This is a genomic window from Pseudomonas salomonii (assembly GCF_900107155.1).
Lineage (GTDB): Bacteria > Pseudomonadota > Gammaproteobacteria > Pseudomonadales > Pseudomonadaceae > Aquipseudomonas > Aquipseudomonas salomonii.
The window spans coordinates 116,697-139,435 of the sequence record NZ_FNOX01000008.1; the positions used below are offsets into that span (position 1 = coordinate 116,697).

Genomic DNA, 22,739 nt, shown 5'->3' on the forward strand with positions numbered 1-22,739 from the left:
ATCAGCGACGTAGCTGCGCCTGCGCTTCAATGCATTCCACCAGAAATTCCATCACCACTTTCACCGATGGTGAGCGGCGCATGTCCGGGTAGACCGTCAGCCAGATATCACGCACCGGGCCGTCGCTGGGCGTGGGCAACCGCATCAACAGCGGGTCGGCATCGCCCACCAGGGTGGGCAGCACCACTGCGCCGACCTGCGCACGGGCGGCCATTTGCTGGGTGATCAACTCGCTGGCGGCAAACACCACGGGGCGCGGGCCGCGCAGTTGATGCAGCCAGGCTTGCTGGGGCAGGTGATCGCGGCTGGGGTCGTAGGCGATGAAGGTCCATTGCGCCGCCGGCAAGTGCTCGAGCGCAGGTGCGGCGTATAAGCCGAAGCGCACCACGCCGACCTTGCGCCGCACCAGGGCTGCTTCGTCGGGGCGCGCGGTGCGCAAGGCGATGTCGGCTTCGCCCTTGTCCAGCGCAGCCAGTTGAGTGGACGGCATCAGCACCAGGTTCAGCTGCGGGTAGTGGGCGCGTAAACGCGCAAGCTGAGGGGCGACGCAGTGATTGGCGATGGACGGCGGGCAACTGACGCGCACAGTGCCGGCCAGTTCGATGGAGGCAACACGCGACAAACGCATCACCTGCGTGGCCATATCGCCCATGCCCGCCGCTACTTGCGCCAAGGCCAGGCCTTGCGCCGTGAGCGGGCGGCTGCGGGGCAGGCGGTCCACCAGTTTTACGCCCAGGGCTTTTTCCAGCGCATCGACCCGGCGCCCGACGGTGGCGTGCTCCACCTGCAACTCGCGGGCGGCGGCCGATAGCGACTGGGTGCGGGCCAACACGGTGAAGTAGTAGAGGTCCTGCCAATCGAACATCGGGTTATTTCCGCACAGAGGCTGGGAGGGATTGGGGAATATTCCAACCGAATAAACCCTTTTACCATGGCCGCTTCCCAGTGCAAACGGAGTTGTTCCCTGATGAAAGCCATCACCCTGCAAGCCTACGGCGGCCCCGACGTCGCCCAACTGCGCCATGATGTGGCCAAACCCCAGGTCACGGCCGGGCATGTGCTGGTCAAGGTGGCCTGCGCCGGGATCAATTTCATGGATATTCATACGCGCCAGGGCAAATACGCGGCGTCGATGACGTACCCGGTGCGCTTGCCCTGCACCTTGGGCATGGAAGGCGCCGGCGTGGTGGTTGAGGTCGGCCCCGGCGTGAGGCATTTGGCCGTGGGCGACCGGGTGGCCTGGTGCATTGCCTGGGGCGCCTATGCCGAATATGCCAATGTGCCCGCCGATAAGGTTGCGCAGATCCCCACGGCGATTCGCTTCGATCAGGCCGCAGCCGCGATGTTTCAGGGCTGCACCGCGCACTACCTGGTTGAGGACGTGGCGCGCTTGCAGGCGGGCAGCAGCTGCCTGATTCACGCGGCGTCCGGCAGCATCGGCCAGTTGCTGGTGCAGATGGCGCGGCGGTTGGGTGCGACCGTGTTCACCACCGGCAGCAGTGCGGAAAAATGCGCGATTGCCCGGCAACTCGGCGCCCACCAGGCCTGGACCTATGACGGCTTTGCCGATCAGGTGCTGCAAGCCACCGATGGGCGCGGGGTGGATGTGGTGTTTGACTCAGTCGGCAAAAGCACTTTGCGCGAGAGTTTCCGCGCTTGCCGCACACGGGGTTTGATCGTCAATTATGGCAACGTGTCGGGCTCGCTGAGCGACCTTGACCCGATTGAATTGGGCGAGGCGGGCTCGCTGTTGTTGACCCGACCACGGCTGGCCGACCATATGGCCGACGGGGCGACCGTGCAGCGGCGTGCCAATGCGGTGTTCGCGGCGATGCTGGAAGGGGCGTTGAGCGTCGAGATCGAGGGCCATTACCGCCTGGAGACGGTGCAACAGGTGCACGCACGCATCGAAGCGCGCCAGCAGATTGGCAAGGCGGTGTTGTGGGTGGACCGCGACCTGCGCTGATTGGTGGGGTGAGTGGGCTTGATTGTGTGAGTAGGTTTGTTGGGGGGGAGTGGGCTTGTTGTGGCGAGCAGGCTTGCCCTGCGTTGGGCTGCGAAGCGGCCCCAGTGCGGCTAATGCGATTTTTCAGTTAAACCGCGTGTTCAGGTTTCAGGGCCGCTGCGCGCCCCAACGCAGGGCAAGCCTGCTCGCCACAACAGCCCGTTAACCAGAAGTTGGGTGGGTACATGGCCAGATCGCAGGCGAAAAAAAACCGGCTGATCAGGCCGGTTTGGGGTGCCTCGCCAACAGCGAGGGTTATACGTGGTTGCTCTGCAGACGATCCGAACCACCTTCAGCCAGGCCGCGTTCCTGCAGGCGATCCGCACCACCTTCAGCCAGGCCGCGTTCCTGCAGGCGGTCAGCACCACCTTCAGCCAGGCCACGTTCCTGCAGGCGATCCGCACCCCCTTCGGCCAGGCCACGTTCCTGCAGGCGGTCAGCACCACCTTCAGCCAGACCGCGTTCCTGCAAGCGATCAGCACCACCTTCGGCTATACGGCGTTCCTGCAGACGGTCAGAACCATTTTCGGCTACGTGGCTGCCTTGCAGGCGATCCGCGCCGCCTTCAGCGACAACCGGGTGGGCAAAAGCGTTGGCAGCCAGTACCGAGAAAGCGAGGCTAAGCAAGAGTTGGCGTTTCATGGTGGTGTGCTCCGAGAGTTGTAGTTGGGTGTTGCCGGGTATGGGTTTGATGGTACGCGTTGGATTTTTTAAGAGAACTTCATTGCGCTGATGGTGACTATCGACGCCAGCGATGGCCCGTTTTGGCGGGCCATCGTGCCGGCGCTCAAGGCATCTGCGGCAGTTCCTGAGGGCGCAGGTCAAACACCAGCACCTCGGCGTCTTCGCCCTGGCTCAGGCGGATCTGGCGTTCATTGCGCAACCGTGCGCCGTCGCCTTCCTGCAGGCGTTGGCCATTGAGTTCGACGCTGCCGCGGGCCACATGCACGTACACATGGCGGTCCGCCGGCACGTCCAGGGTGGCGGCTTCGTCGCCCTTGAACAGCCCGGCATACACCCGCGCATCCTGGCGAACGTTCAGCGAGCCATCCGCGCCTTCCGGCGAGATGATCAACTGCAAGCGCCCACGTTTCTGCGCCGCGCTGAAGTGCTCCTGCTGATAGCGCGGTTCGGCGCCGACCACATTCGGCACAATCCAGATCTGCAAAAAGTGCACGCCATGGCTCTGGCTGTGGTTGAACTCGCTGTGGGCCACGCCGCTGCCGGCGCTCATCAATTGCACGTCGCCAGGGCGGATCACCGAGCCGGTGCCCAGGGTGTCCTTGTGTTCCAGGGCGCCTTCGAGCACATAGGAGAAAATCTCCATGTCGCGATGCGGGTGCTGGCCGAAGCCTTTGCCGGCGGCGACGCGGTCATCGTTGATCACCAGCAGGTCGGAAAAACCCTGCTCCTTGGGATCCCAGTAGTTGGCGAACGAGAAGGTGTGGAACGACTTCAACCAACCGTGGTTGGCGGCGCCGCGTTCCGAGGCTTTGCGAAGGGTCAGCATGGTCTTGTCCTCTAGTGAGCGCAGGCTGCGAAATGCAGAGCGCTTGCGTTGAGAAGAAGGTTAATGGTTTTCAGCGGATTCATTAATAAGCTGAAAATTGAATTAATGTCTCATTTTAGTTGACAGTTTCAGGCGTGCCATAATGCCGCCCCGACTCCCCGTTATGATGGACTTGCTCTTGATGAAAACCGTGGCCATGGTGCTGTTTCCAGACTTCCTGCTGCTCGATATGGCCGGGCCGCTGGAGGTATTTTCCATCGCCAACCGCTACCTGCCGGCGGCGGAGCATTATCGGATCCTGACAATCGGCACTGAGCCCGGCCCGCTGCGCGCCTCCAATGGCGTGCACGTGCATGCCGACCTGCCACTGGACCATGCCGACGAGGCCTACGACCTGCTATTGGTGCCCGGCGGGCCTGGCGCTTATAACGAATGCCATCCGGCGTTGCTGCCCTGGCTTGGGGCCGCAGCGCCACGGGCACGGCGCTTCGGTTCGATCTGCACTGGCGCCTTTGTGCTGGGGCATGCCGGGCTGCTCGACGGCCACCGCGTCACCACGCACTGGCATTACACCGATCGCCTGATCAAAGGCTTTCCCAAGGCCATCGTCGAGACCGACCGCATTTACTTGCAGGATGGCCGCTTGATTACCTCCGGCGGGGTCACTGCCGGCATCGACCTGGCGCTGTCGATCATCGCCCAGGACCACGGCCGACAGGTGGCGGTCGACGTCGCCAAGGTGTTGCTGGTGGTGATGAAACGCCAGGGCGGTCAGGCGCAGTTCAGCCCGATGACTGCCGCCGTCGCGCCGCTGGAAACCCCGATCACCCGCGTGCAGAACCAGGTGCTGGCGCAGTTGGACCAGCCATTGAGCATCGTGTCCATGGCTGCGCTGGCGGGCATGAGCGCGCGCCATTTTGCGCGGCTGTTCGCTAAAGAAGTGGGGATGACGCCCATGGCCTTTGTGCAAGGCGCGCGCATCGACCGTGCCCGGCACCTGCTGGAAAGCACTGACCTGCCGCTCAAGACCGTGGCTTTCCGCGCAGGCTTCGGCAGCGTGCGGCATATGCGCTTTCTGTTCAGTGAAAAACTCGGCCTTAACCCCACGCAGTACCGACAACAGTTCAGTTGACGCCGGAATGTCCGTCTGGCTGCCCTGATTGTCCGTGTCGCTCCCTGTGCCAGCATTGTCCTGTCACGCATAGCTGGCAAGATAGCTCCAGGCCCCTAGAAAGGAGGCGCAGACGCCCAAGGCCGGGTGTTCCAGCGCTGTCAGCAGATGAACCATGCACACACGGTGAGCTTCGGCCCCTATACCTTTCATCGCGATCAACGCCTGGTCAGCAAGACCGGCTTGCCGGTGCCATTGGGTGGGCGTGCGCTGGATATCCTCGCGGTACTGCTGGAGGCGCCGGGGCAATTTGTCAGCAAGGACACCTTGATCGGCCGGGTCTGGCCGAACAGCGTGGTGGAAGACAACAATTTGCGCGTGCACATCGCCGCCCTGCGTCGTGCGCTGGACGGACAACGCTATATCCTCAATGAACCGCAACGCGGCTACTGTTGCGTGGCGCCGTCACCGGCACCGCGGCCTCGGCACAATCTGGCCGCACGGCTCAGCCCGGTGATCGGCCGCGACGAACTGCTGGGCAGCCTGGTGCGACGCCTGGGCGGCCAACGGCTGATGATGCTCACCGGCTGCGCCGGGATCGGCAAGAGCAGCGTGGCGCTGGCCCTGGCCGAACGGGTGTTGCCGCGTTACCGCGATGGCGTGTGGTGGCTGGACGTGGCAACTGTACAGGCGCCGACCCGGTTGCTCGACTCTCTGACCGAAACCCTGCACCTGCAACCCTGTGAGAGCGCCCATGCGCTGTGCGAGCAATTGGCTGCCCGGCAACTGTTGCTGGTGCTCGACGGTGCCGATCTGTTGCTGGGTGCCTGCCGCCACCTGGTGCATACGCTGCAAGCCAGAGCGCCGCAGGTGAGCGTGCTGCTGACCAGCCGCGAAGCCTTGCAGGTGCCCGGCGAATGGGTGCAACACGTGCCCCGGCTGGCGTTGCCGACGCCGACTGAGTGGGGCAGTGTCGAGCAGGCCATGAGGTATCCCGCCCTGCAACTGTTCGTGGCACGGGCGCGTGCCGGTCAGCAGGGATTTGTGGTGCGGTCTCAGGACCTGGCGCCGTTGCGCGATATCTGCCGGCGCCTGGACGGCATCCCGCTGGCTCTGGAACTGGCGGCGGCCCAGGTTGAAGCCCTGGGGGTACGCGGGTTGCAAAAGCAGTTACACAAGGGCGTGCACGTGTTGAGGCGGGGCCGACGCACGGCGGTCGAGCGCCATCAATCGCTGACGGCCGCGCTGGATTGGACGTATCAACGCCTGAGCCTGCCGCAGCGTTGGCTGTTCCTGCAATTGGCGCTGTTCAAAAGCGCGGTGACGTTGCCGGCCTTGACCGAACTGGTGGCCGGTACTGAACTTGCGCACGCCGACCTGGCTTACCTGCTGGCACGTCTGACCGCGACGTCCGCCCTGGCGGTCGTGCCCGGCCCCGGCCCGCGGCGCTATCGCCTGCTCAACAGTGTGCGCAGCTACGCCCTGGCGCAACTGCGTGACCCGTTGCAGGTGGCGCGTTTGCAGCAGGGCTATGGGCATTACCTGGGGCCATTTTCAGGCCGGCCGTTTGTCCTGCAACTGGTCGAGCAGGCTGCGCACGCGGACTAGATCCTGGGTGGCAAAGCCTTCGGTAAATTGCCCATGGACCGCGCTCAACAGCTCACGCGCCTCCCGCACACGGCCCTGGCTTTGCCACAGGCGGGCCAGCGAGGTCGCGCAGCGCAGCGCCCAGGCCAGCGCGCCTTGTTCGTGCGCCATGCCCAAGGCTTCCAGCAGCAGCGATTCGCGCGTGCGCAGATCGGGCAGGGCCTCGGCGCGCACTCTGAAAATCTCGGCCGTGCACCAACCGGCTGCGCCGTTTCTGGCGCGCTCAAATACTGTGTCATCTACCTGCGTGGCATTGAAGGTCACCCGTATGTCCTGAACCAGCCCCAGGCCTTGCAATGCCTCAGGGGGGGCGGTGCCCTCGTAGTGCCGCGCCCAGGTATGGAACAACTGCGCCGAATGTTTCTGTGCGTGTTCCAGCAACAGCGCCAGCAGCGAGTGCGCCGTGTCGCTGTCACCGTTGTAGTGGGCAATCGGTACGCCGGCCAGCGCCAGGGTGTAGCAGATCGAGGTGCCGTGGTTGATCTGCAACGCCAACGCCAGCGCCTGGTTGGCCGTTCGCGCGGCCCGCTCGGGAAACCCGCGCAGCCACAGGATGCGCGCCAGTACCGTCAGCGACGCCACACTCTGGTCGTATTGCACGCCAAAGCCATGGGTGAAACGGTTGAGATGGCCGCTGTGGGCCATGCGCTGCAGCACTTGTTCGGCATTGTGCAGGGCCAGGACCTGGTCGCCCGCGAAATGCTGGGCCAGTACCCGTAAGCGTTGGGCACTCAAGTCCAGCAGCGGATCGGTGCGCGGGTCGAGGCGGTCGAACTGTATGCTCTGCTGCAGCGCCTCACGGTAGTGGCCGGCACACAGGTTGACGGCCATGTGCCCGGAGATGGCGCGCAACTGGCCGCCATTGTCCTGGAGCGCCTCAGCCAGGCGCCGGGCCGCCACGAAGGCAGCGATGGTCTGCGGCGCGGCCCCCAGGGCGTGATAGGACAGGCTGCCCAGGGCCAGTTGCAGTTGCATGGTCAGCTGCGTGCAGGGCGCGTCCGATTGCAGCATCAGCGCCAGGGCCTGGTCTACGTACAGCCCATGTTCGCGCAGCAGCGACAACTCTTGCCACAGGGGCATGGCGCTGACCGTCAGGCGAATGCCCAGCAGGTGCGCGCCGTGTTCGCCCAAGCCCCAGTCGAGGGCGGCGCGGATATCCTCACGCAACGGTGCATAACGGTTGATCCACAGCTCGGTGGGGGTGAGTTCCCAGTCCTCCCGCGCCTGCTCCATCAGCGCCAGGCAGCGTGCCCCATGGCGCTCGCGTGTGCTGTCGAGCTCAGCCGCGAGGGCGAGCTTTTCCAGGGCATAGCTACGGGTGATATCCAGCAGACGATAGACCATTTCATCATCGCCGGCCTCGACGTTGAGCAGTGACTTGGCCACCAGCTGGCTGATCGCGCCCAGCACTTCGGCCGGTACGATCTGCTCCCCGGCGATGACCGCCGCCGCGCTCGCCAGGCTGAACCCGCCGCGAAACACCGCGAGGCGGCGCAGGCAAATCTGTTCGCAGGCGGTGAGCAGGTCAAAACTCCAATCCAGCGTGGCGCGCAAGGTTTGCTGACGGGGCAGGTCGCTGCACCGGCCGCGGTTAAGCAGGCGCAGGTTGTCCTCCATTTGCACCAGCAAGCCCGGCAAGCCGAAACGCTCGATCTGCGTGGCGACCAATTCGATTGCCAGGGGAATGCCGTCCAGGCGCTTGCAGATATCGATCGCCAGGGGCAGTTCCGCTTCGCTGAGCTCAAAACTGTCCTGGTGCGACATGGCGCGTTCGATCAGCAGTTGCAACGCCGGGTAGCCGAGGGCCTGGGCGCGGTTGCCGCTGGCGGGTGGGCAGGCCAGCGGCTCCAGGCGCTGCACGTACTCTCCCTCGGCGCGCAGGGCTTCGCGGCTGGTGGCCAGAATGTGCAGCTGTGGCACATGGCGCAGCAGGGTTTCGCTGATCAGGGCGATGTCGTCCAGCAGGTGTTCGCAATTGTCGATCACCAGCAGCAACTGTCGAGCGTGCAGGTTGCGGGCCAGGCTCAGCAGTGGCTCAGGTTCGCTGGGGGCGAGGTCGAGCAGGGCGGCCAGGTTGGGCAGGATCATCGACGGCGTGCTGAGCGACGCCAGATCCAGCAGGCGAATGCCGTCGCGGTAATGGCCGATCAATAATTCCGCCACGCGCAGCGCCACGGTGGTCTTGCCGATGCCGCCCGCGCCGGTCAGGGTGATGAAGCGTTGCTGCGGCAGTTGCTGCACCAGCGTGTCGATCAATACCTGGCGGCCGATCATCCGCGTACGGCGCAGCGGCAGGTTATGGCCCTGGTTGTGGGCAATACCGTCGATGGCGGTGGTCATCGGTTCGATGCTCAGGGGGGCGACAAAACTGTAACCGCGCTGGGCGACGGTGACGATATAGCGCTGCCCGGCCTGACCATCGCCCAGCGCCTTGCGCAATGCGGCCACATGCACACGCAGGTTGCCGTCTTCGACTACCGTTTTGGGCCATACCCGCGTGATCAGTTCCTGCTTGCTCACCACATTGCCGGCGTGTTCCAGCAAGATCAGCAAGATTTCCATCGCGGGCCGGCCCAGCCGCAAAGGGCGTCCAGCCTCCAGCACCAGGCGCTGGCGCGGGTGGACCCGGTAGGGACCGAAATGCACGGCCTGGTCGCTGAGGTCACTCATGCTGGCCCCCTGTTCTGAAAAAAGTCCGGCCAGCATATTCCAGGCAGGTGCAGACCACTAGGCTGCAACCCCCGGTGATTTTTGACGAATGTGGTGATTTCGCCAGGTCATCGGGTTCACGCCCTCGCTGCGCGTGAACATATGGCAGAAGTGCGCCTGGTCGCAAAAGCCGCATTCCAGGCTGATCTGGGTCAGGCTCAGGGACGACTCGGTGATCAGTTCCTTGGCCCGCTGAATGCGCTGTTGGCGAATCCATTCCTGGGGCGACAGCCCCGTGGTGCACTTGAATGCACGGGAAAAGTGGCTGCGCGACAGCGCACAGGCTTGCGCCAGCTCGGCAATCGCCAGGCTTTCGCCGAGGTTGGCGAGGATCAACTGCTTGGCAATTCGCTCGCGCCGGGGGCATAAACCACCGATGACGCCAAAGCGGGGGGCACAGTCATCAAGTCGGGCCATGACAATTATCCGTAGTCGATGGGAGCGTTCCCGGTGAATGGATGCAGTGTAGACCGCTGTATTTTTGGCGCCGGGCCGTTTGGCTGGCGAGTTAATCGTTGTTAATTTCGCCAGGTGCGCGCCCGGAAAAGACAGCACAGGCATGCAATCGTCGATCCGTGCGACATGCTTACCTGACGGCCTGATAACCGTTTGGATACCGCCATGAATCGCAACGACCTGCGCCGCGTCGACATGAACCTGTTGGTGATTTTCGAGGCGCTGATGTTCGAGAAGAACCTGACCCGGGTCGCCGAAAAGCTCTTCATGGGCCAGCCGGCCGTGAGTGCCGCGCTCGGGCGCCTGCGCGACTTGTTCGACGACCCATTGCTGTTGCGCAACGGGCGCGGCATGGAGCCCACGCCACGGGCGGTGGCCATACTCAAGGAGCTGCAACCGGCGATGGACACCATTTCAGGCGCAGTCAGCCGCGCCAAGGATTTCGACCCTTCCACCAGTTGCGCAGTGTTTCGCATCGGCCTGTCCGACGATGCCGAGTTCGGCCTGTTCCCGCCGTTGCTCAGCCAACTGCGCGAAGAGGCACCGGGGATCATCGTGGTGGTGCGCCGCGCCAATTACCTGTTGATGTCGTCGTTGCTGGCCAGTGGCGAGATTTCCGTGGGCGTCAGCTACACCACCGAACTGCCGGCCAATGCCAAGCGCAAGAAGCTGCGGGACATTCCCTGCAAGGTACTGCGCGGCGACGACGGCGCGGCGCCGTTGACACTGGATGACTACTGCACGCGGCCCCACGCGATGGTGTCGTTTTCGGGAGACTTGAGCGGCAATATCGACCTTGACCTGGCCCGCATCGGCCGGGCGCGCAGGGTGGTGCTGGCAGTGCCGCAATTCAGCGGCTTGCGCGCACTCTTGGCGGGCACGCAAATCATCGCGACAGTGCCCGACTACGCCGCCTGTGCCTTGACCGAAGGCACCGTGCTGCGCGCCGAGGACCCGCCGTTCGCGATTGAAGCCTCGGAATTGTCGATGGTCTGGAGCGGCGTGCATGACAACGACCCGGCGGAGCGCTGGTTGCGCTCGCGCATCGGTGAGCATATGGCGCGGATGGCGTGAGCGCGCCAGGCGAGACAGCACAAACATCCAATTCCCGCGCCCCCGTTCCCCGCCAGACTCCCCCCATCGCTCAACTCTCCAGGGGGGAAACACACCATATGGACCCGACACCTGAAACCAGCCCCGACGAAGTCGTCACCCTGGTCGTCAAACACCTGATCAAGGCCGGCCGTGAAGGCGATTACGAGGCCTGGCTGCGGCGCATTGTGCGCATCGCCGGTGAGCGCCCCGGCCACCTCGGTGTGGATGTGGTGCGCGGCAAGCAGGGTGGGCAGGCGCTGTTTACCTGCGTCTTGCGTTATCGCTCCACCGACGCGCTGCAACGCTGGCTCGACTCCCCCGAACGCCAGGCGCTGATCGCTGAAGCGGCGCCGATGCTGGCTGACGGCGACAAAACCGAAATCGGTGCCGCCAACGAGTTCTGGTTCGCGCCCCTGGCCGACAGCGCCGCGAAGCCGCCGCGCTGGAAGCAGGCCGTGGTCAGCCTGTGCGTGATCCTGCCGCAAACCCTGTTGTTGCCGTTTATCTGGGGCCCGATCCTGCGCTTGCACCCGTTCCTGTCCAACTATGTGGTCTCCACTTTTCTGGTGACGCTGACCATTGTGTTGCTGGTGGTGTACCTGCTGATGCCGGCCGCCACCCGCCTGTTCGCTCCCTGGCTTGAAGCCTCTGTAAAGGAAACCCTATGAACGCCGATCTGATTCTGTTCAATGGCCAGTTCCACACCGTGGACCGTGAAAACCCACGGGCCACTGCGGTCGCAATCCACCAGGGCCGCTTTGTCGCGGTCGGCACCGACGGTGAGGCCATGGCCCTGCGCGGCAGCGGCACCCAGGTCATCGACCTCAAGGGCCGCACCGTGATCCCCGGCCTCAACGACTCGCACTTGCACCTGATCCGTGGCGGGCTGAACTACAACCTCGAGTTGCGCTGGGAAGGCGTGCCGTCTTTGGCCGATGCGTTGCGCATGCTCAAGGACCAGGCCGACCGCACACCGACGCCGCAATGGGTGCGCGTGGTGGGTGGCTGGAACGAATTCCAGTTCGCCGAAAAGCGTATGCCGACCCTGGAAGAGCTGAACCAGGCCGCGCCGGATACGCCGGTGTTCGTGCTGCACCTGTATGACCGTGCCTTGCTCAACCGCGCCGCCCTGCGCGTGGCCGGTTACACCAAGGACACGCCGAACCCGCCGGGCGGCGAGATCGTGCGCGACAGCAACGGCAACCCTACCGGCATGCTGGTGGCGCGTCCCAACGCGATGATTTTGTATGCAACCCTGGCCAAGGGCCCGAAACTGCCGCTCGAATACCAGGTCAATTCGACCCGCCAGTTCATGCGTGAACTCAATCGCCTGGGCCTCACCAGCGCCATCGACGCCGGCGGTGGTTTCCAGAACTACCCCGATGACTACGCGGTGATCGAGCAACTGGCCAAGGACCAACAGTTGACGGTGCGCATCGCCTATAACCTGTTCACGCAAAAGCCCAAGGAAGAGCTCAGCGACTTCAAGCACTGGACCGGCAGCGTCACCCTGCACCAGGGCGACGATTACCTGCGCCACAACGGCGCAGGCGAGATGCTGGTGTTTTCGGCGGCGGATTTCGAAGATTTCCTTGAGCCACGCCCCGACCTGCCGTTGACCATGGAGCAGGAACTGGAACCGGTGGTGCGCCATCTGGTTGAGCAGCGCTGGCCGTTCCGGCTGCACGCCACGTACGACGAATCCATCTCGCGCATGCTCGACGTGTTCGAGAAGGTCAACCGCGACATTCCGTTCAATGGTCTGCCGTGGTTCTTCGACCACGCCGAAACCATTACGCCGAAAAACATTGAGCGCGTCCGGGCCCTGGGCGGGGGTATCGCGATCCAGGACCGCATGGCGTTCCAGGGCGAATATTTTGTTGAGCGCTACGGCGCCAAGGCCGCCGAAGCCACGCCGCCGATCAAGCGCATGCTGGCCGAAGGTGTGCCGGTCGGGGCGGGCACCGACGCCACGCGGGTTTCGAGCTACAACCCCTGGACTTCGCTGTACTGGATGGTCAGCGGCCGCACCGTCGGCGGCCTGGAACTGCACGCCGAAGGCTTGCCGCGCCTCACCGCGCTGGAATTGTTCACCCACGGCAGCGCCTGGTTCTCCTCGGAGCAGGGCAAGAAGGGCCAGATCAAGGTCGGCCAGTTGGCGGATGTGGCGGCACTCTCGGCGGACTTCTTCAGCGTGGATGAAGAAGCCATCAAATGGATCGAATCGGTCCTGACCGTGGTCGGCGGCAAGGTGGTGTACGGCGCCGGCGACTTCGAAGATTTCGCCCCGCCCCAAGTGCCGGTGCTGCCGGACTGGTCGCCGGTGGTCAAGGTGCCGGGGCACTGGCGCCCAGGTTCACCGGTGCAAGCCCAAGTGCACCACTGCAGCGGGCCGTGCGGCGTGCATGCCCACGGCCATGAAAAAGCGCGGCTTTCCAGCGTGCCGGTCAGCGATTTCCAGGGTTTCTGGGGCGCGTTTGGTTGCTCGTGCTTTGCCTTCTGATTTTAAAAACACCCAAAGGAGTTTACCCATGACTTACAAGCGCTTGAACAAAGATGACGCCGTTGTATTGCTGGTCGATCACCAGACCGGCCTGATTTCGCTGGTGCAAGACTTCTCTCCGAACGAGTTCAAGAACAACGTGTTGGCCCTGGCCGACGTGGCCAAGTTCTTCAACCTGCCGACCATCCTCACCACCAGTTTTGAAAGCGGCCCTAACGGTCCGTTGGTTCCGGAACTCAAGGCACTGTTCCCCGATGCGCCTTACATCGCCCGCCCTGGTCAGATCAATGCCTGGGACAACGAAGAGTTCGTCAAGGCTGTGAAGGCCACCGGCCGCAAGCAGATCATCATTGCCGGCGTGGTAACGGATGTGTGCGTCGCGTTCCCGACCCTGTGCGCCCTCGCTGAAGGCTTCGAGGTGTTCGTGGTGACCGACGCCTCGGGCACCTTCAACGAAACCGTGCAACAAGCCGCCTGGGCACGCATGACGGCCGCCGGCGCGCAACTGGTGAACTGGTTCTCTGTCGCCTGTGAACTGCAAGTTGACTGGCGCAACGATATGGAAGGCCTGGCTAACCTGCTGTCGCCGCGCATTCCCAACTACCGTAACCTGATGAACAGCTACTCGGCGTTTACGGCCAAGTAAGCGGCGCTTGAAGGGGTGGATTAACCCTGTAGGAGGGGGCAAGCCCCTCCTGCATTTGATTGTGTCGTAGCGGCTGACAGGCTATAAACCTGTCAACTGTCCACCGAGAAGCGACAATGAACCCCTTCGAAGACATGCGCCTGTTCTGCCAGGTCATGGAATCCGGCAGCTTCACCGCCGCGGCCGAGCAATTGGGCGTGTCCAAACAATTCGTCAGCCGCCGCCTGATCCAACTGGAAGACCGCCTGGGCGTGCGCCTGCTCAATCGCTCCACCCGTCGATTGGACGTCACACCGCTCGGCCAGAGCTACTACGAATCGGCCTTGCGCCTGCTCAGCGAAGTCGAGCAAGTAGAGCAGGGCATCGCCGGACAGAACAGCGAACCGCGTGGCACGATTCGGCTCAGCGCGCCGTTGTCGTTTGCCATGGCCCATTTGGGCTGCTTGCTGCCGCAGTTCCTGCAACGCCACCCGCAGGTGTCGGTGGAAGTCGATTTGAGTGATCGCCCGGTGGACCTGATCGGCGAAGGCTACGACCTGGTCTTGCGCATCGGCACGCTGGAAGACTCGACCCTGATTGCCCGGCGCATCGCCAGCGTGCAGCGGGTGTATTGCGCCAGCCCTGATTACCTCGCCGCCCGGGGTACGCCGCTCAAGCCCGAAGACCTGGTTGATCATGACTGCCTGCCCTATGGCCATGGCCGCCAAGTGCAATGGCGCTTCAAAGGCAAGTTGCAGGCGCTCAATGTCAGTGGTCGCATGCGCGTGAACAATGGCGAGTTGCTGCGCGACACCGCAATCGCCGGGTTGGGCGTGACCTACCTGCCGACTTTTATTGTTGCCGAGGCGTTGAAAGACGGGCGCTTGGTGACCCTGCTGGACGACTTTGCTCCCGAAGCCTTGACGCTCTCGGCGGTCTATCCACAGCACCGGCAAAGTTCGCGGCCAGTGCAGGCGCTGGTGGAGTTTTTGCGCGACCGCCTGGCTAGCGGCTGCTGATTCACACTCATCCCTGTGAAGACTGGCTTATGTGGGAGCTGGCTTGCCTGCGATGCAGGCGCCTCGGTTGCTCAGGTGTACCGAGGTGATGCTATCGCAGGCAAGCCAGCTCCCACACATATTCAAGGGGCGACAAGATTGGCCAACGTCGAACCCTGCACATACCGCAGCAGATTCGCCAGGAACGTATCGGCAATCTCCTCCTTGCTGTTGGTCGAAATCGCTGAGGTATGCGGCGACAACCGCACCCGCGCATGGCTGTACAACGGGTGCCCCGGCGGCAGTGGCTCAGGTTCCGTCACATCCAGCGAGGCCAGGCCGATCTGACCGTTATCCAGGGCTTCCAGCAGGGCCTCCTGATCCAGCAAACCACCGCGTGCAATGTTGATCAGATGCAATCCCGGCTTGGCGCTGCCGAGCACATCACGGTCGACAATATGCCGCGTGGCCTCGGTGAGCGGCGCCGCCAGCACCAGGTGGTCGGCGCGGGCGAACAGGTCGTGGATGTCCTTGGCGGCCTCAACATGGTCCACCTCAAAGGGTGCCTGGCTCTGGCGCAGCGCAACCACGTTGATCCCCAAGGCCTGGGCTTTTTGCGCCAGGCTTTTGCCGATCGCACCAAAGCCGAGAATGCCCAATGTGCTGCCCTTGAGCGGGCGCAACGCGGTGAATGTCCACTGGGCATCCTTCACCCAAATAGCCGGCAAATGCTTGGCCGCCGCAAAGATCGCCGCCAGGGCGAACTCGGCAAGGTTATCGGCGGCGCTGCCCCGTGAGGTGGTCACCGGCGGGCCGCTGAACAGCCACTGCGGGTAGAAGTCGATGCCCGACGACACCAGATGCACCCACTGCGCGCCATACGGCCAGCCCGGCGGCGGGGTGTTGGGCGCGGTGTAGCCGCGCACGTTGATCGGGCGCAGCAGCAGGATATTGGCCTGGGGCGGCAGGTCGCCGGGCACGCCGGCCGGCACGCCGATGACCTGGGCCTGGGGGTGGATCGAGGCAAGGCGTTCGCGCAATACCTGGTTGTAATCTTCGTCCAGCTGGCTGGCGATAATCACCTGACTCATGAGCGTTCCTTATTCATTGTTGCGCACGTTGCGCGAACACCGCTTTACCCACACCTTGCAGCACCGCGTCGTTCTGCGGCGTATGCACGCGGCTGCACAGCACGTCGCGGTAATGCCGTTGCAGCGGGCTATGGCGCGACAGACCAGGGTTGCCCGAGGCTTCGATGGCAAGCTCCACGGCGCGGATCGCATTGCCGGTCACCAGGTATTTAAGCTGCGCCGCATTGGCGGCTGGCGTGTGGCCCTGGGCGGCGGCATCGAGCAGGCTGCGGTTGGCGAACAGCAGGGTGTCGATATGGCCGACGGTTTCCTGAAAGCGCGGCAGGCTCGCCAGCGCGGCGCCGAGGTTGGACGGCGTGCGCTGCTCCAGCCAATTCACCAGCCAGTCCCGCGCAGCCTGGGCCACGGCGTCATACACCGACGACAGCAGCACCGACATCCACAGGAACCCGTCGCCATCCAGCTCAGGCTGCGGTGCGCTCCAGGGGCTCACGCTGACGGCATGGTCCAGCGGCACCAGGACGTTATCGAGCACCACTTCGTGGCTGCAGGTGGCGCGCATGCCCAGGTGGTCCCAGGTGTCGATGATGCTCACGCCGGGGCTGTTTTTCGGCACCAGCCAGGCGCCCACCAGCGGGTCGGCATCATCACTGCGCGCCCACACGCTGAACCAGCTCAGGCCGTGGCTGCCGGTGGAGTAAATCTTGCGGCCGCTGACGCGCCAGCCTTCGGCGGTGCGCACCGCCGTGGTTGCCGGCAGCCCGCCACGGGCCGGGGTGCCGAGGTCGGGTTCGACGCGCAGGGCGTTGATCAACGCACCGTTGCGCACGGCGTCTTCGGCGACCTGCACGCGCAGGTGCTGCGGCCAGGTTTTGCTGTCTTGCAGGCGTGTGTGTTGCAGGTACTGCATCACCAGAATCAACGCGGTAGACGGCTCGCCTTTGGCAATCGCGCTGATGGCCTTGCGCGCCTGCGGCAAACTTGCGCCACCACCACCCAGGGCCTTGGGCACGGTGAGGGCGACCAGGCCATGTTCATGCAGCAGCGTGAAGTTGGCGTGGGGGAAGGCGCCGCTTTCGTCATACCGGTGCGCGGTGCTGGCCAGCTCGGCGCTGAGGCGTTCGAGCAGGGCGTCGAATTGCGCGACTTCCACGGAGCGTAAAGACGGTTGAGTCATAAGTCTGTACTCAGTCAAAAATGTGGGATCGTGTTTAAGCCCGTGCTTTCAGGGGTGCTTCAACTTCGCTGTACCGATTGGTCGGCACCTTAAGCCCCAGGTTGTCGCGCAAGGTCTGGCCGCTGTATTCGCTGCGAAACAGCCCGCGTTGTTGCAGCACCGGCACCACCAGTTCGGTGAAGTACTGCAAGCCATCCGGCAGTACCGAGTTGATGATGAAGCCGTCGCTGGCGCCGGATTCGAACCAGGTTTGAATCGCATCGGCGACCTGCTCCGGGGTACCGACAAAATCGCGCTTGGGCCGCGAAAAGCGCAAGGCCACTTCGCGCAGGGTCAGGCCTTCGTCCCTGGCCAGTTGCTTGATACGGTCGGAACCGCCTTTCTGGCTGTTGCTGCCCAGGTCGCCAAGCTCCGGGAACGGTGCGTCCAGTGGGTATTGGCTGAAGTCGTGGTCGTTGAAAGGGCGGCCCAGCGCCACAATCGCATCTTCGACGGTGACCAGGTCCACGGCCTGCTGATAACGGCGTTCCACCTCGGCGGCATCGCGCCCGACAATCGGGCGGATGCCCGGCAAAATCGACAGGCTCGCCGCATCACGGCCAAACCCCTTGGCGCGGCGTTTCAAGTCAGCCGAGTAAGCCTTGCCTTCTTCGAGCGTCTCGACATGCACAAAAATCGCATCGGAATGCTCGGCGGCGAAGTTGCGCCCATCTTCAGAGGTGCCCGCCTGAAAAATCACCGGCTGGCCCTGGCGTGAGCGGGCGATGTTCAGCGGGCCTTTGACCGAGAAAAACTCGCCCTTGTGGTTCAGCGCGTGCAGCTTGTCGGGGCTGAAAAATTCGCCGCTCTGCTTGTTATAGGCAAAGGCGTCGTCTTCCCAGGAATCCCACAGGCCCTTGACCACGTTCAGGTGCTCCTTGGCGATGCGGTAGCGCACGGCGTGGGGCGGGTGCTCGGCTTTGCCGAAGTTGTCGGCGGTGCCGCTCAGCCACGAGGTGACCACGTTCCAGCCGGCGCGGCCGCCGCTGATATGGTCCAAAGAGGCGAACTGGCGCGCCACCTGGTAGGGCTCGGTGTAGCTGACGGTCACGGTGGCGACCAGGCCGATGTGAGTGGTCAACGCGGCGAGGGCCGAGAGAAGGGTCAGCGGCTCGAAACGGTTGAGGTAGTGCGGGCTGGATTTGGCGTGAATGTGCAGGCTGTCGGCGATAAACACGAAGTCGAACTTGGCCGTTTCGGCCAGTTCGGTTTGTTGTTTATAGAAGCCAAAGTTCGTACTGGCATTCGGTTGCGCCTGCGGATGGCGCCATTCGCCCCAGCCGTGACCGACACCGTGGACCATAGCGCCCAGTTTCAGATGACGTGGCGTGCTCATAGGCGGCTCCTTGCTTAGCGCGATGCTTGGGAAGTGGGAAAACGTTCGGCGTTAAAGCTGGTGTCGAAACCCTGGGACACGTCGATGCGCTTGGGCAGCAAGCCTTCTTGCTGATAGGTGTCGGCGGTGGCTTGCAGGCCCTTGATTACGCTGTCGTCAATCACCACGGGGTTCAGTTGCGTGTCTTTGGCCACCTCCAGGTGCACCGCCAAGGGCAGGCCGGTAATTTTGGCCTGGGCAGCGGCGTATTCATCCGGGTGTGTGTTGGCCCAGGCGTAGGCACGGTCGACGCGGGCCACGAAGTCATCCAGTTGCGGGCGTTTGTTGGCGATGGCCTGGCGGGTGGCGGCGAAATACAGGTGGTTGCTCAACAACTGCTTGCCGCTGACCAGGACCCGGGCGTGGCTCTGTGAGGTGACCACCGTGGTGTAGGGGTCCCATGTCGCCCAGGCATCGACGGTGCCGTTATCGAGTACCAGCCGGGATTCGGCGGGCAACAGAAAAATGAATTGCACATCCTTGCTCGTCAGGCCCGCGCTGGCCAAGGCCCGGATCGCCAGGTAGTGCCCGATGGAGCCGCGTCCGGTGACGATTTTCTTGCCCTTGAGGTCGGCGGCGGTCTTGATCGGCGAGTCCTTGGGCACCACCAGGGCGGTGGTGTTGCGCCCTTCGGCGTGGATGATGCTGACCACCTTGAGCGCGGCCCCGGCGCCCAAGGCGAACACATACGGCGCGTCGCCGAGGGCGCCGATATCGACGGCACCGGCGTTCAGGGCTTCGCCCAGCGGCGAGGCGGAAGGGAACTCCGACCACTGGATTTGATAGGGGACGTTTTTGGTTTCGCCGGAGGCTTCCAGCAGCGCCTTGATCGTGGATTTTTGATTGGCCACCCGCAGCGGTTGCAGGTCGGCGGCGTGTGCAGTGCTGATCAGGCCGAGGGCCAGGGCGCTGCTCAGGAGCAGGTGTTTGAAGGGCGTGCGAAAGACCATGATGGATAAATCCCAGGCAAAGTGAAAAAGTGTGGGTTACCTCCGCCTGGCAAGGGGTCGGTGCGGCCTGCCCCGGTGTGGGGCAGGCGTGAAGGTGGTTCAGATCACGTAGAAACCGTGGGTGCCATCGCGTGCCAACTGGTCGACCAGGCCGAATTCCCAGTCCAGATACGCCTGCATGGCTTCCTTCGGGCTGTCGGTGCCTTCGTACGGGCGGCGATAGCGGTCGATACGCGGTGACGCGAGATGGGTTTCGCCTTCTTCCAGCGGTAGCTTCTCGGCGATCCAGTTAAGCGTGCCCCCCTGCAACAGGAACACCGGCTTGCCGGTGATGGCTTCGACGTCGGCGACCGCCAGGCGCGCCAGTTGGCTGGTGCCGCAGGTCAGCACATAACGTTCGGCGGGCGGCACCTTGGCCAGGGCCTGTGGCAACTGCGCACGCAAGACCCAGAAGGCACCGGGGATATGACGTTTGACGTAGTTGACGCTGGGGGTGAAATCCAGCACCGCCGTGTCGCCATGGGTTAGCCATTCGGCCAGGGTGTGGGGGCTGATCAGTTCGGCCTGCAAGGGCGCCGGCACCGGCACGACCCACGCGCCTTGTTCGCTGAAGTTCGCCGCTTGCAGGTCGTCCAGCACGTACACCTCCCAGCCCAGTTGCGCGAGCCATGAGGCGGACATATTGGCCCGCACGCCGTCGTCATCGGCCAGCACCAGGCGCGCTCCGCGCACGCTGGCCACATGGTCGGTTTCCTGCACCAATTGCCCGCCGGGTGTGGAGCGTGCGCCCGGCAAATGGCCGGCTTCGAATTCTTCCGGCGTGCGTACATCGAACAGGTAGGTGGTGCGGGTCGGCTCCTGCTGCCAGCGTTGCAGGTCGTTAAGTGTGGCGCGGCCGACGCGTGCTTTGTCGGCGACGCGACGTGCGTCTGCGGCGGCGATTTGACGGTGTTCTTCCGAGGTCGGTGCAAAGCGGCGCGCTTGGCCATGGGCGAGTTTCTGCCCGGCCAGGGTCCAGCCGATGGTGCCGTTGCGCAGTGCCGACACCGGGTTGGCGATGCCTGAGTTGATCAGCGACTGCGTGCCGATAATGCTGCGGGTGCGCCCGGCGCAGTTGACGATGATGCGGGTGGCCGGGTCCGGCGCCAGTTCACGGGCGCGCAGCACCAGTTCGGCACCCGGCACGCTGATGCCGGTGGGAATGCTCATGGTCTGGTATTCGTCGAAGCGGCGCGCGTCGAGCACCACCACATCGGCCTGGCTGTCGAGCAGGGCCTGCACTTCTTCGGCGGCCAAAGACGGCGTGTGGCGCTCGCTCTCCACCAACTCACCGAAGGCTTTGCTCGGCACGTTGACGTCGATAAACAGCTCGCCACCGGCGCGGCCCCAACCGTCCAGGCCGCCTTCGAGCAGGCTGACCTGGGTGTAGCCCAACGCAATCAGGCGCGCGGCGGCACGTTCGGCCAACCCTTCGCCATTGTCGTAGACCGTCACTTGGGTATCGCGACGGGGAATGCGCGCATACACCTCCAGCTCCAGCTTGGACAACGGGATATTCGCAGCGAACAGCGGGTGCGACTCGGCAAAGGGCGCTTCTTCGCGCACGTCGACCAAGGCGACTTCTTCACGACCCAACAGGGCCTGGCGAATCTGGGCGAAGCTGCGGTTCGATACGGTGGTCATAGGGCAGGGCTCTTTTCTTTGGACAAATCCCAGAGGTTCGGGAGGTAGGCGTTGGAATAACCGGAGATAAACAGCTTCTCGCTGCCGTCGGGCTGGTACACCGCGCGGCGCACGGCACCAATATTGGCGCCGTACACGTGAATGCTGATCGACACCTGGTCGCTGTGGGCATTGCTGACTTGATGGATATCACCGACTTTGGGCGACACCGCCTCAACCTGGCCGGGCAGCAGTTGAACCGGTGTGCCTTTGGCCACCAGGCTGCCATCGGGCGCCCGTTCAAAACCCTGGGAAAACTCCGCACCGCGCAACATGCCGATCAGGCCCCACACCCGATGGTCGTGAATCGGCGTGCGCTGGTCCGGCCCCCACACAAAGCTGACGATGCTGAAACGCTGGCGCGAATCGGCATGCAGCAAAAACTGCTGGTAGCGCTCGGGGTCGGGTTGGGCGTACTCGTCGGGCAGCCAGTCGTCATGGCTGACCAGTTGCGCCAACAGCTTGCCGCCACGGTGCAACAGGTCGCCTTCGCGTGGGTTGCCGTCGATCAGTTCCGCCAGGGCGCCAATAAAGGCTCTGAGTCTTTCGGGGTGTCGGGACTGGGTCATGGCAATTCCGGTTATGGGGATGGCGTGATGGGTTTATATAAGCATAATGTTGATAGTTAATATGCTATTTTTTAATGATTAGCTTATAGCTTCAGGTAATTTAGAACCGGTCTGAATAGCGTTAGACGTTATCGATCACAGCGCAGGCTATCCAGGCAGCCGTGTGGCAACTATGCTTGCCACACATCTTAATGACTGTTCTCTATGTGCGGCCCAAATGAAAATTGACGATATCGATGCCTTTGTCGAAGTGATTCGTTGCCAGTCCATCAGCCACGCCGCCGAGTCGTTGCAATTGACTCAGCCGGCCATCACCCGCCGCGTGCAGAACTTCGAGCAGGCGCTGGGCGTGGAGCTGTTCGACCGCAACACCAAGCCGCTCAAACCTACGTTGATCGGCACGCGGGTGTATGAACAATGCCGGCTGATCCTGCGCGAGATGGATGCCCTGCGTGAGCTGGTAGCCACCGATGCACCGCCCACCGGCGTGTTGCGCCTGGGCGTGCCGCAGACCATCGGCGATGTGGTGCTGCTGGATGCACTCAAGCATCTGCGCAGCGAATACCCCGACTTGCGCGCCCAGGTCGCCACGGGGTGGGGCAGCCAACTGGTCGGCAAGATCGAGCGCGGCGAGCTGGATGCGGCGGTGGCGTTGTTCCCGGCGGGCAAGATCTTCCCGGACAATATCGTCGGTGAGTCCATCGGCAAGATGGAGTTGGTGGTGGTGTGTGCCAAGGCACAGTTGCCGAAAAAGCCCTGCAAGTTGGCCGATGTGTACCAGGGCGGCTGGATTCTCAACCCGGATGGCTGTGGGTTCCGTGCCGGCTTGCAGCGCACCTTGTCCGACCAGGGCCTGGCGTTGCGGGTGAACCTGGAAACCTTCGGTACCGAGCTGCAACTGGGCCTGGTGGCGGACGGCCTGGGCCTGGGGCTGGTGCCACGCCCGCTGCTGGAGCGCAGTGCGCACCTTGAGCAACTGGCGGTGGTGCCGCTCAAGGACTTCAAGCCGGTGATGGATTTGTGGCTGATCTACCCGCACTTTCTGGGCAACCTGCAAGGGCCGGTGGATGCGTTCGGGACGCTGGTGGCGGCCTCTTTACACAAGCTCCGCAATGCTGCGTGAGCCTGGGGGGCTGCAGACTGATCGTTCCCACGCT

At 63.6% G+C, this 22,739-nt stretch carries 20 protein-coding genes; 10 read left to right on the plus strand and 10 right to left on the minus strand.

Features of this window, described 5'->3' with window-relative positions; genetic code table 11:
- Position 1: 1 nt before the first annotated feature.
- The gene (locus BLV67_RS18920) at positions 2 to 865 is read right to left on the minus strand and encodes a LysR family transcriptional regulator (protein WP_069785863.1); all 864 of its coding nucleotides are present in this window, start codon (positions 863 to 865) and stop codon (positions 2 to 4) included.
- A 102-nt stretch (positions 866 to 967) separates the two neighbouring features.
- Here BLV67_RS18920 and BLV67_RS18925 point away from each other — a divergent pair, with 102 nt between their 5' ends.
- Both BLV67_RS18925 and BLV67_RS33695 read left to right on the plus strand, forming a co-directional pair.
- A complete protein-coding gene (locus BLV67_RS18925; protein WP_069785862.1) occupies positions 968 to 1,966 on the plus strand; it encodes a quinone oxidoreductase family protein in 999 nt (332 codons plus the stop codon).
- A 300-nt stretch (positions 1,967 to 2,266) separates the two neighbouring features.
- Positions 2,267 to 2,671 (plus strand): hypothetical protein, encoded by a 405-nt coding sequence (locus BLV67_RS33695; protein ID WP_176727906.1) that lies wholly within the window; start codon positions 2,267 to 2,269, stop codon positions 2,669 to 2,671.
- Between the two features lie 121 nt (positions 2,672 to 2,792).
- Here the strand turns inward: BLV67_RS33695 and BLV67_RS18935 are convergent, their stop codons facing one another.
- Positions 2,793 to 3,515 (minus strand): pirin family protein, encoded by a 723-nt coding sequence (locus tag BLV67_RS18935; protein WP_069785861.1) that lies wholly within the window; start codon positions 3,513 to 3,515, stop codon positions 2,793 to 2,795.
- 181 nt (positions 3,516 to 3,696) lie between these two features.
- Here BLV67_RS18935 and BLV67_RS18940 point away from each other — a divergent pair, with 181 nt between their 5' ends.
- Both BLV67_RS18940 and BLV67_RS18945 read left to right on the plus strand, forming a co-directional pair.
- Positions 3,697 to 4,647, plus strand: coding sequence for a GlxA family transcriptional regulator (locus BLV67_RS18940; protein ID WP_065930247.1), 951 nt, complete (start codon positions 3,697 to 3,699; stop codon positions 4,645 to 4,647).
- Positions 4,648 to 4,794: 147 nt separating this feature from the next.
- Positions 4,795 to 6,234 carry an ATP-binding protein gene (locus tag BLV67_RS18945; protein WP_069785926.1) on the plus strand — a complete coding sequence of 480 codons (1,440 nt, stop codon included), beginning with the start codon at positions 4,795 to 4,797 and terminating at the stop codon, positions 6,232 to 6,234.
- On the opposite strand, the gene BLV67_RS18950 is transcribed toward BLV67_RS18945, so the two are convergent.
- Both BLV67_RS18950 and BLV67_RS18955 read right to left on the minus strand, forming a co-directional pair.
- A complete protein-coding gene (locus tag BLV67_RS18950) occupies positions 6,181 to 8,943 on the minus strand; it encodes an ATP-binding protein (RefSeq protein ID WP_069785925.1) in 2,763 nt (920 codons plus the stop codon). The genes BLV67_RS18945 and BLV67_RS18950 overlap by 54 nt on opposite strands.
- A gap of 57 nt (positions 8,944 to 9,000) precedes the next feature.
- Complete coding sequence (locus tag BLV67_RS18955; RefSeq protein ID WP_065930217.1) at positions 9,001 to 9,399, minus strand: helix-turn-helix domain-containing protein; 399 nt, start codon at positions 9,397 to 9,399, stop codon at positions 9,001 to 9,003.
- Between the two features lie 204 nt (positions 9,400 to 9,603).
- Here BLV67_RS18955 and BLV67_RS18960 point away from each other — a divergent pair, with 204 nt between their 5' ends.
- The 5 genes from BLV67_RS18960 (at position 9,604) to BLV67_RS18980 (ending at position 14,680) form a co-directional block, all read left to right on the plus strand.
- Entirely contained in the window at positions 9,604 to 10,512 is a 909-nt protein-coding gene (locus BLV67_RS18960) for a LysR substrate-binding domain-containing protein (RefSeq protein ID WP_056857896.1), read from the plus strand.
- A gap of 98 nt (positions 10,513 to 10,610) precedes the next feature.
- Positions 10,611 to 11,201, plus strand: a complete 591-nt coding sequence (locus BLV67_RS18965; RefSeq protein ID WP_069785860.1) for an antibiotic biosynthesis monooxygenase — start codon at positions 10,611 to 10,613, stop codon at positions 11,199 to 11,201.
- Positions 11,198 to 13,036 carry an amidohydrolase gene (locus BLV67_RS18970; protein ID WP_056857894.1) on the plus strand — a complete coding sequence of 613 codons (1,839 nt, stop codon included), beginning with the start codon at positions 11,198 to 11,200 and terminating at the stop codon, positions 13,034 to 13,036. Before BLV67_RS18965 ends, BLV67_RS18970 begins: the two co-directional genes overlap by 4 nt.
- 28 nt (positions 13,037 to 13,064) lie before the next feature.
- Positions 13,065 to 13,682, plus strand: coding sequence for an isochorismate family cysteine hydrolase YcaC (gene ycaC, locus BLV67_RS18975; protein WP_005787666.1), 618 nt, complete (start codon positions 13,065 to 13,067; stop codon positions 13,680 to 13,682).
- A 116-nt stretch (positions 13,683 to 13,798) separates the two neighbouring features.
- On the plus strand, positions 13,799 to 14,680 hold the full coding sequence (locus BLV67_RS18980; protein WP_069785859.1) for a LysR family transcriptional regulator: 882 nt from the start codon (positions 13,799 to 13,801) through the stop codon (positions 14,678 to 14,680).
- Between the two features lie 122 nt (positions 14,681 to 14,802).
- On the opposite strand, the gene BLV67_RS18985 is transcribed toward BLV67_RS18980, so the two are convergent.
- The 6 genes from BLV67_RS18985 to BLV67_RS19010 form a co-directional block, all read right to left on the minus strand.
- A complete protein-coding gene (locus BLV67_RS18985; RefSeq protein WP_069785858.1) occupies positions 14,803 to 15,750 on the minus strand; it encodes a D-isomer specific 2-hydroxyacid dehydrogenase family protein in 948 nt (315 codons plus the stop codon).
- A gap of 13 nt (positions 15,751 to 15,763) precedes the next feature.
- Positions 15,764 to 16,927 carry an acyl-CoA dehydrogenase family protein gene (locus tag BLV67_RS18990; protein ID WP_069785857.1) on the minus strand — a complete coding sequence of 388 codons (1,164 nt, stop codon included), beginning with the start codon at positions 16,925 to 16,927 and terminating at the stop codon, positions 15,764 to 15,766.
- 34 nt (positions 16,928 to 16,961) lie between these two features.
- Positions 16,962 to 18,302 (minus strand): LLM class flavin-dependent oxidoreductase, encoded by a 1,341-nt coding sequence (locus BLV67_RS18995; RefSeq protein WP_069785856.1) that lies wholly within the window; start codon positions 18,300 to 18,302, stop codon positions 16,962 to 16,964.
- Between the two features lie 14 nt (positions 18,303 to 18,316).
- Positions 18,317 to 19,291, minus strand: a complete 975-nt coding sequence (locus BLV67_RS19000) for an ABC transporter substrate-binding protein (RefSeq protein WP_069785855.1) — start codon at positions 19,289 to 19,291, stop codon at positions 18,317 to 18,319.
- 99 nt (positions 19,292 to 19,390) lie between these two features.
- The gene (locus tag BLV67_RS19005) at positions 19,391 to 20,974 is read right to left on the minus strand and encodes a rhodanese-related sulfurtransferase (RefSeq protein WP_069785854.1); all 1,584 of its coding nucleotides are present in this window, start codon (positions 20,972 to 20,974) and stop codon (positions 19,391 to 19,393) included.
- Positions 20,971 to 21,582, minus strand: a complete 612-nt coding sequence (locus BLV67_RS19010) for a cysteine dioxygenase family protein (protein WP_069785853.1) — start codon at positions 21,580 to 21,582, stop codon at positions 20,971 to 20,973. Before BLV67_RS19010 ends, BLV67_RS19005 begins: the two co-directional genes overlap by 4 nt.
- Before the next feature lie 217 nt (positions 21,583 to 21,799).
- Between BLV67_RS19010 and BLV67_RS19015 the strand changes: the two genes are divergently transcribed.
- On the plus strand, positions 21,800 to 22,705 hold the full coding sequence (locus BLV67_RS19015) for a LysR family transcriptional regulator (protein ID WP_065911076.1): 906 nt from the start codon (positions 21,800 to 21,802) through the stop codon (positions 22,703 to 22,705).
- Positions 22,706 to 22,739 lie beyond the last annotated feature (34 nt).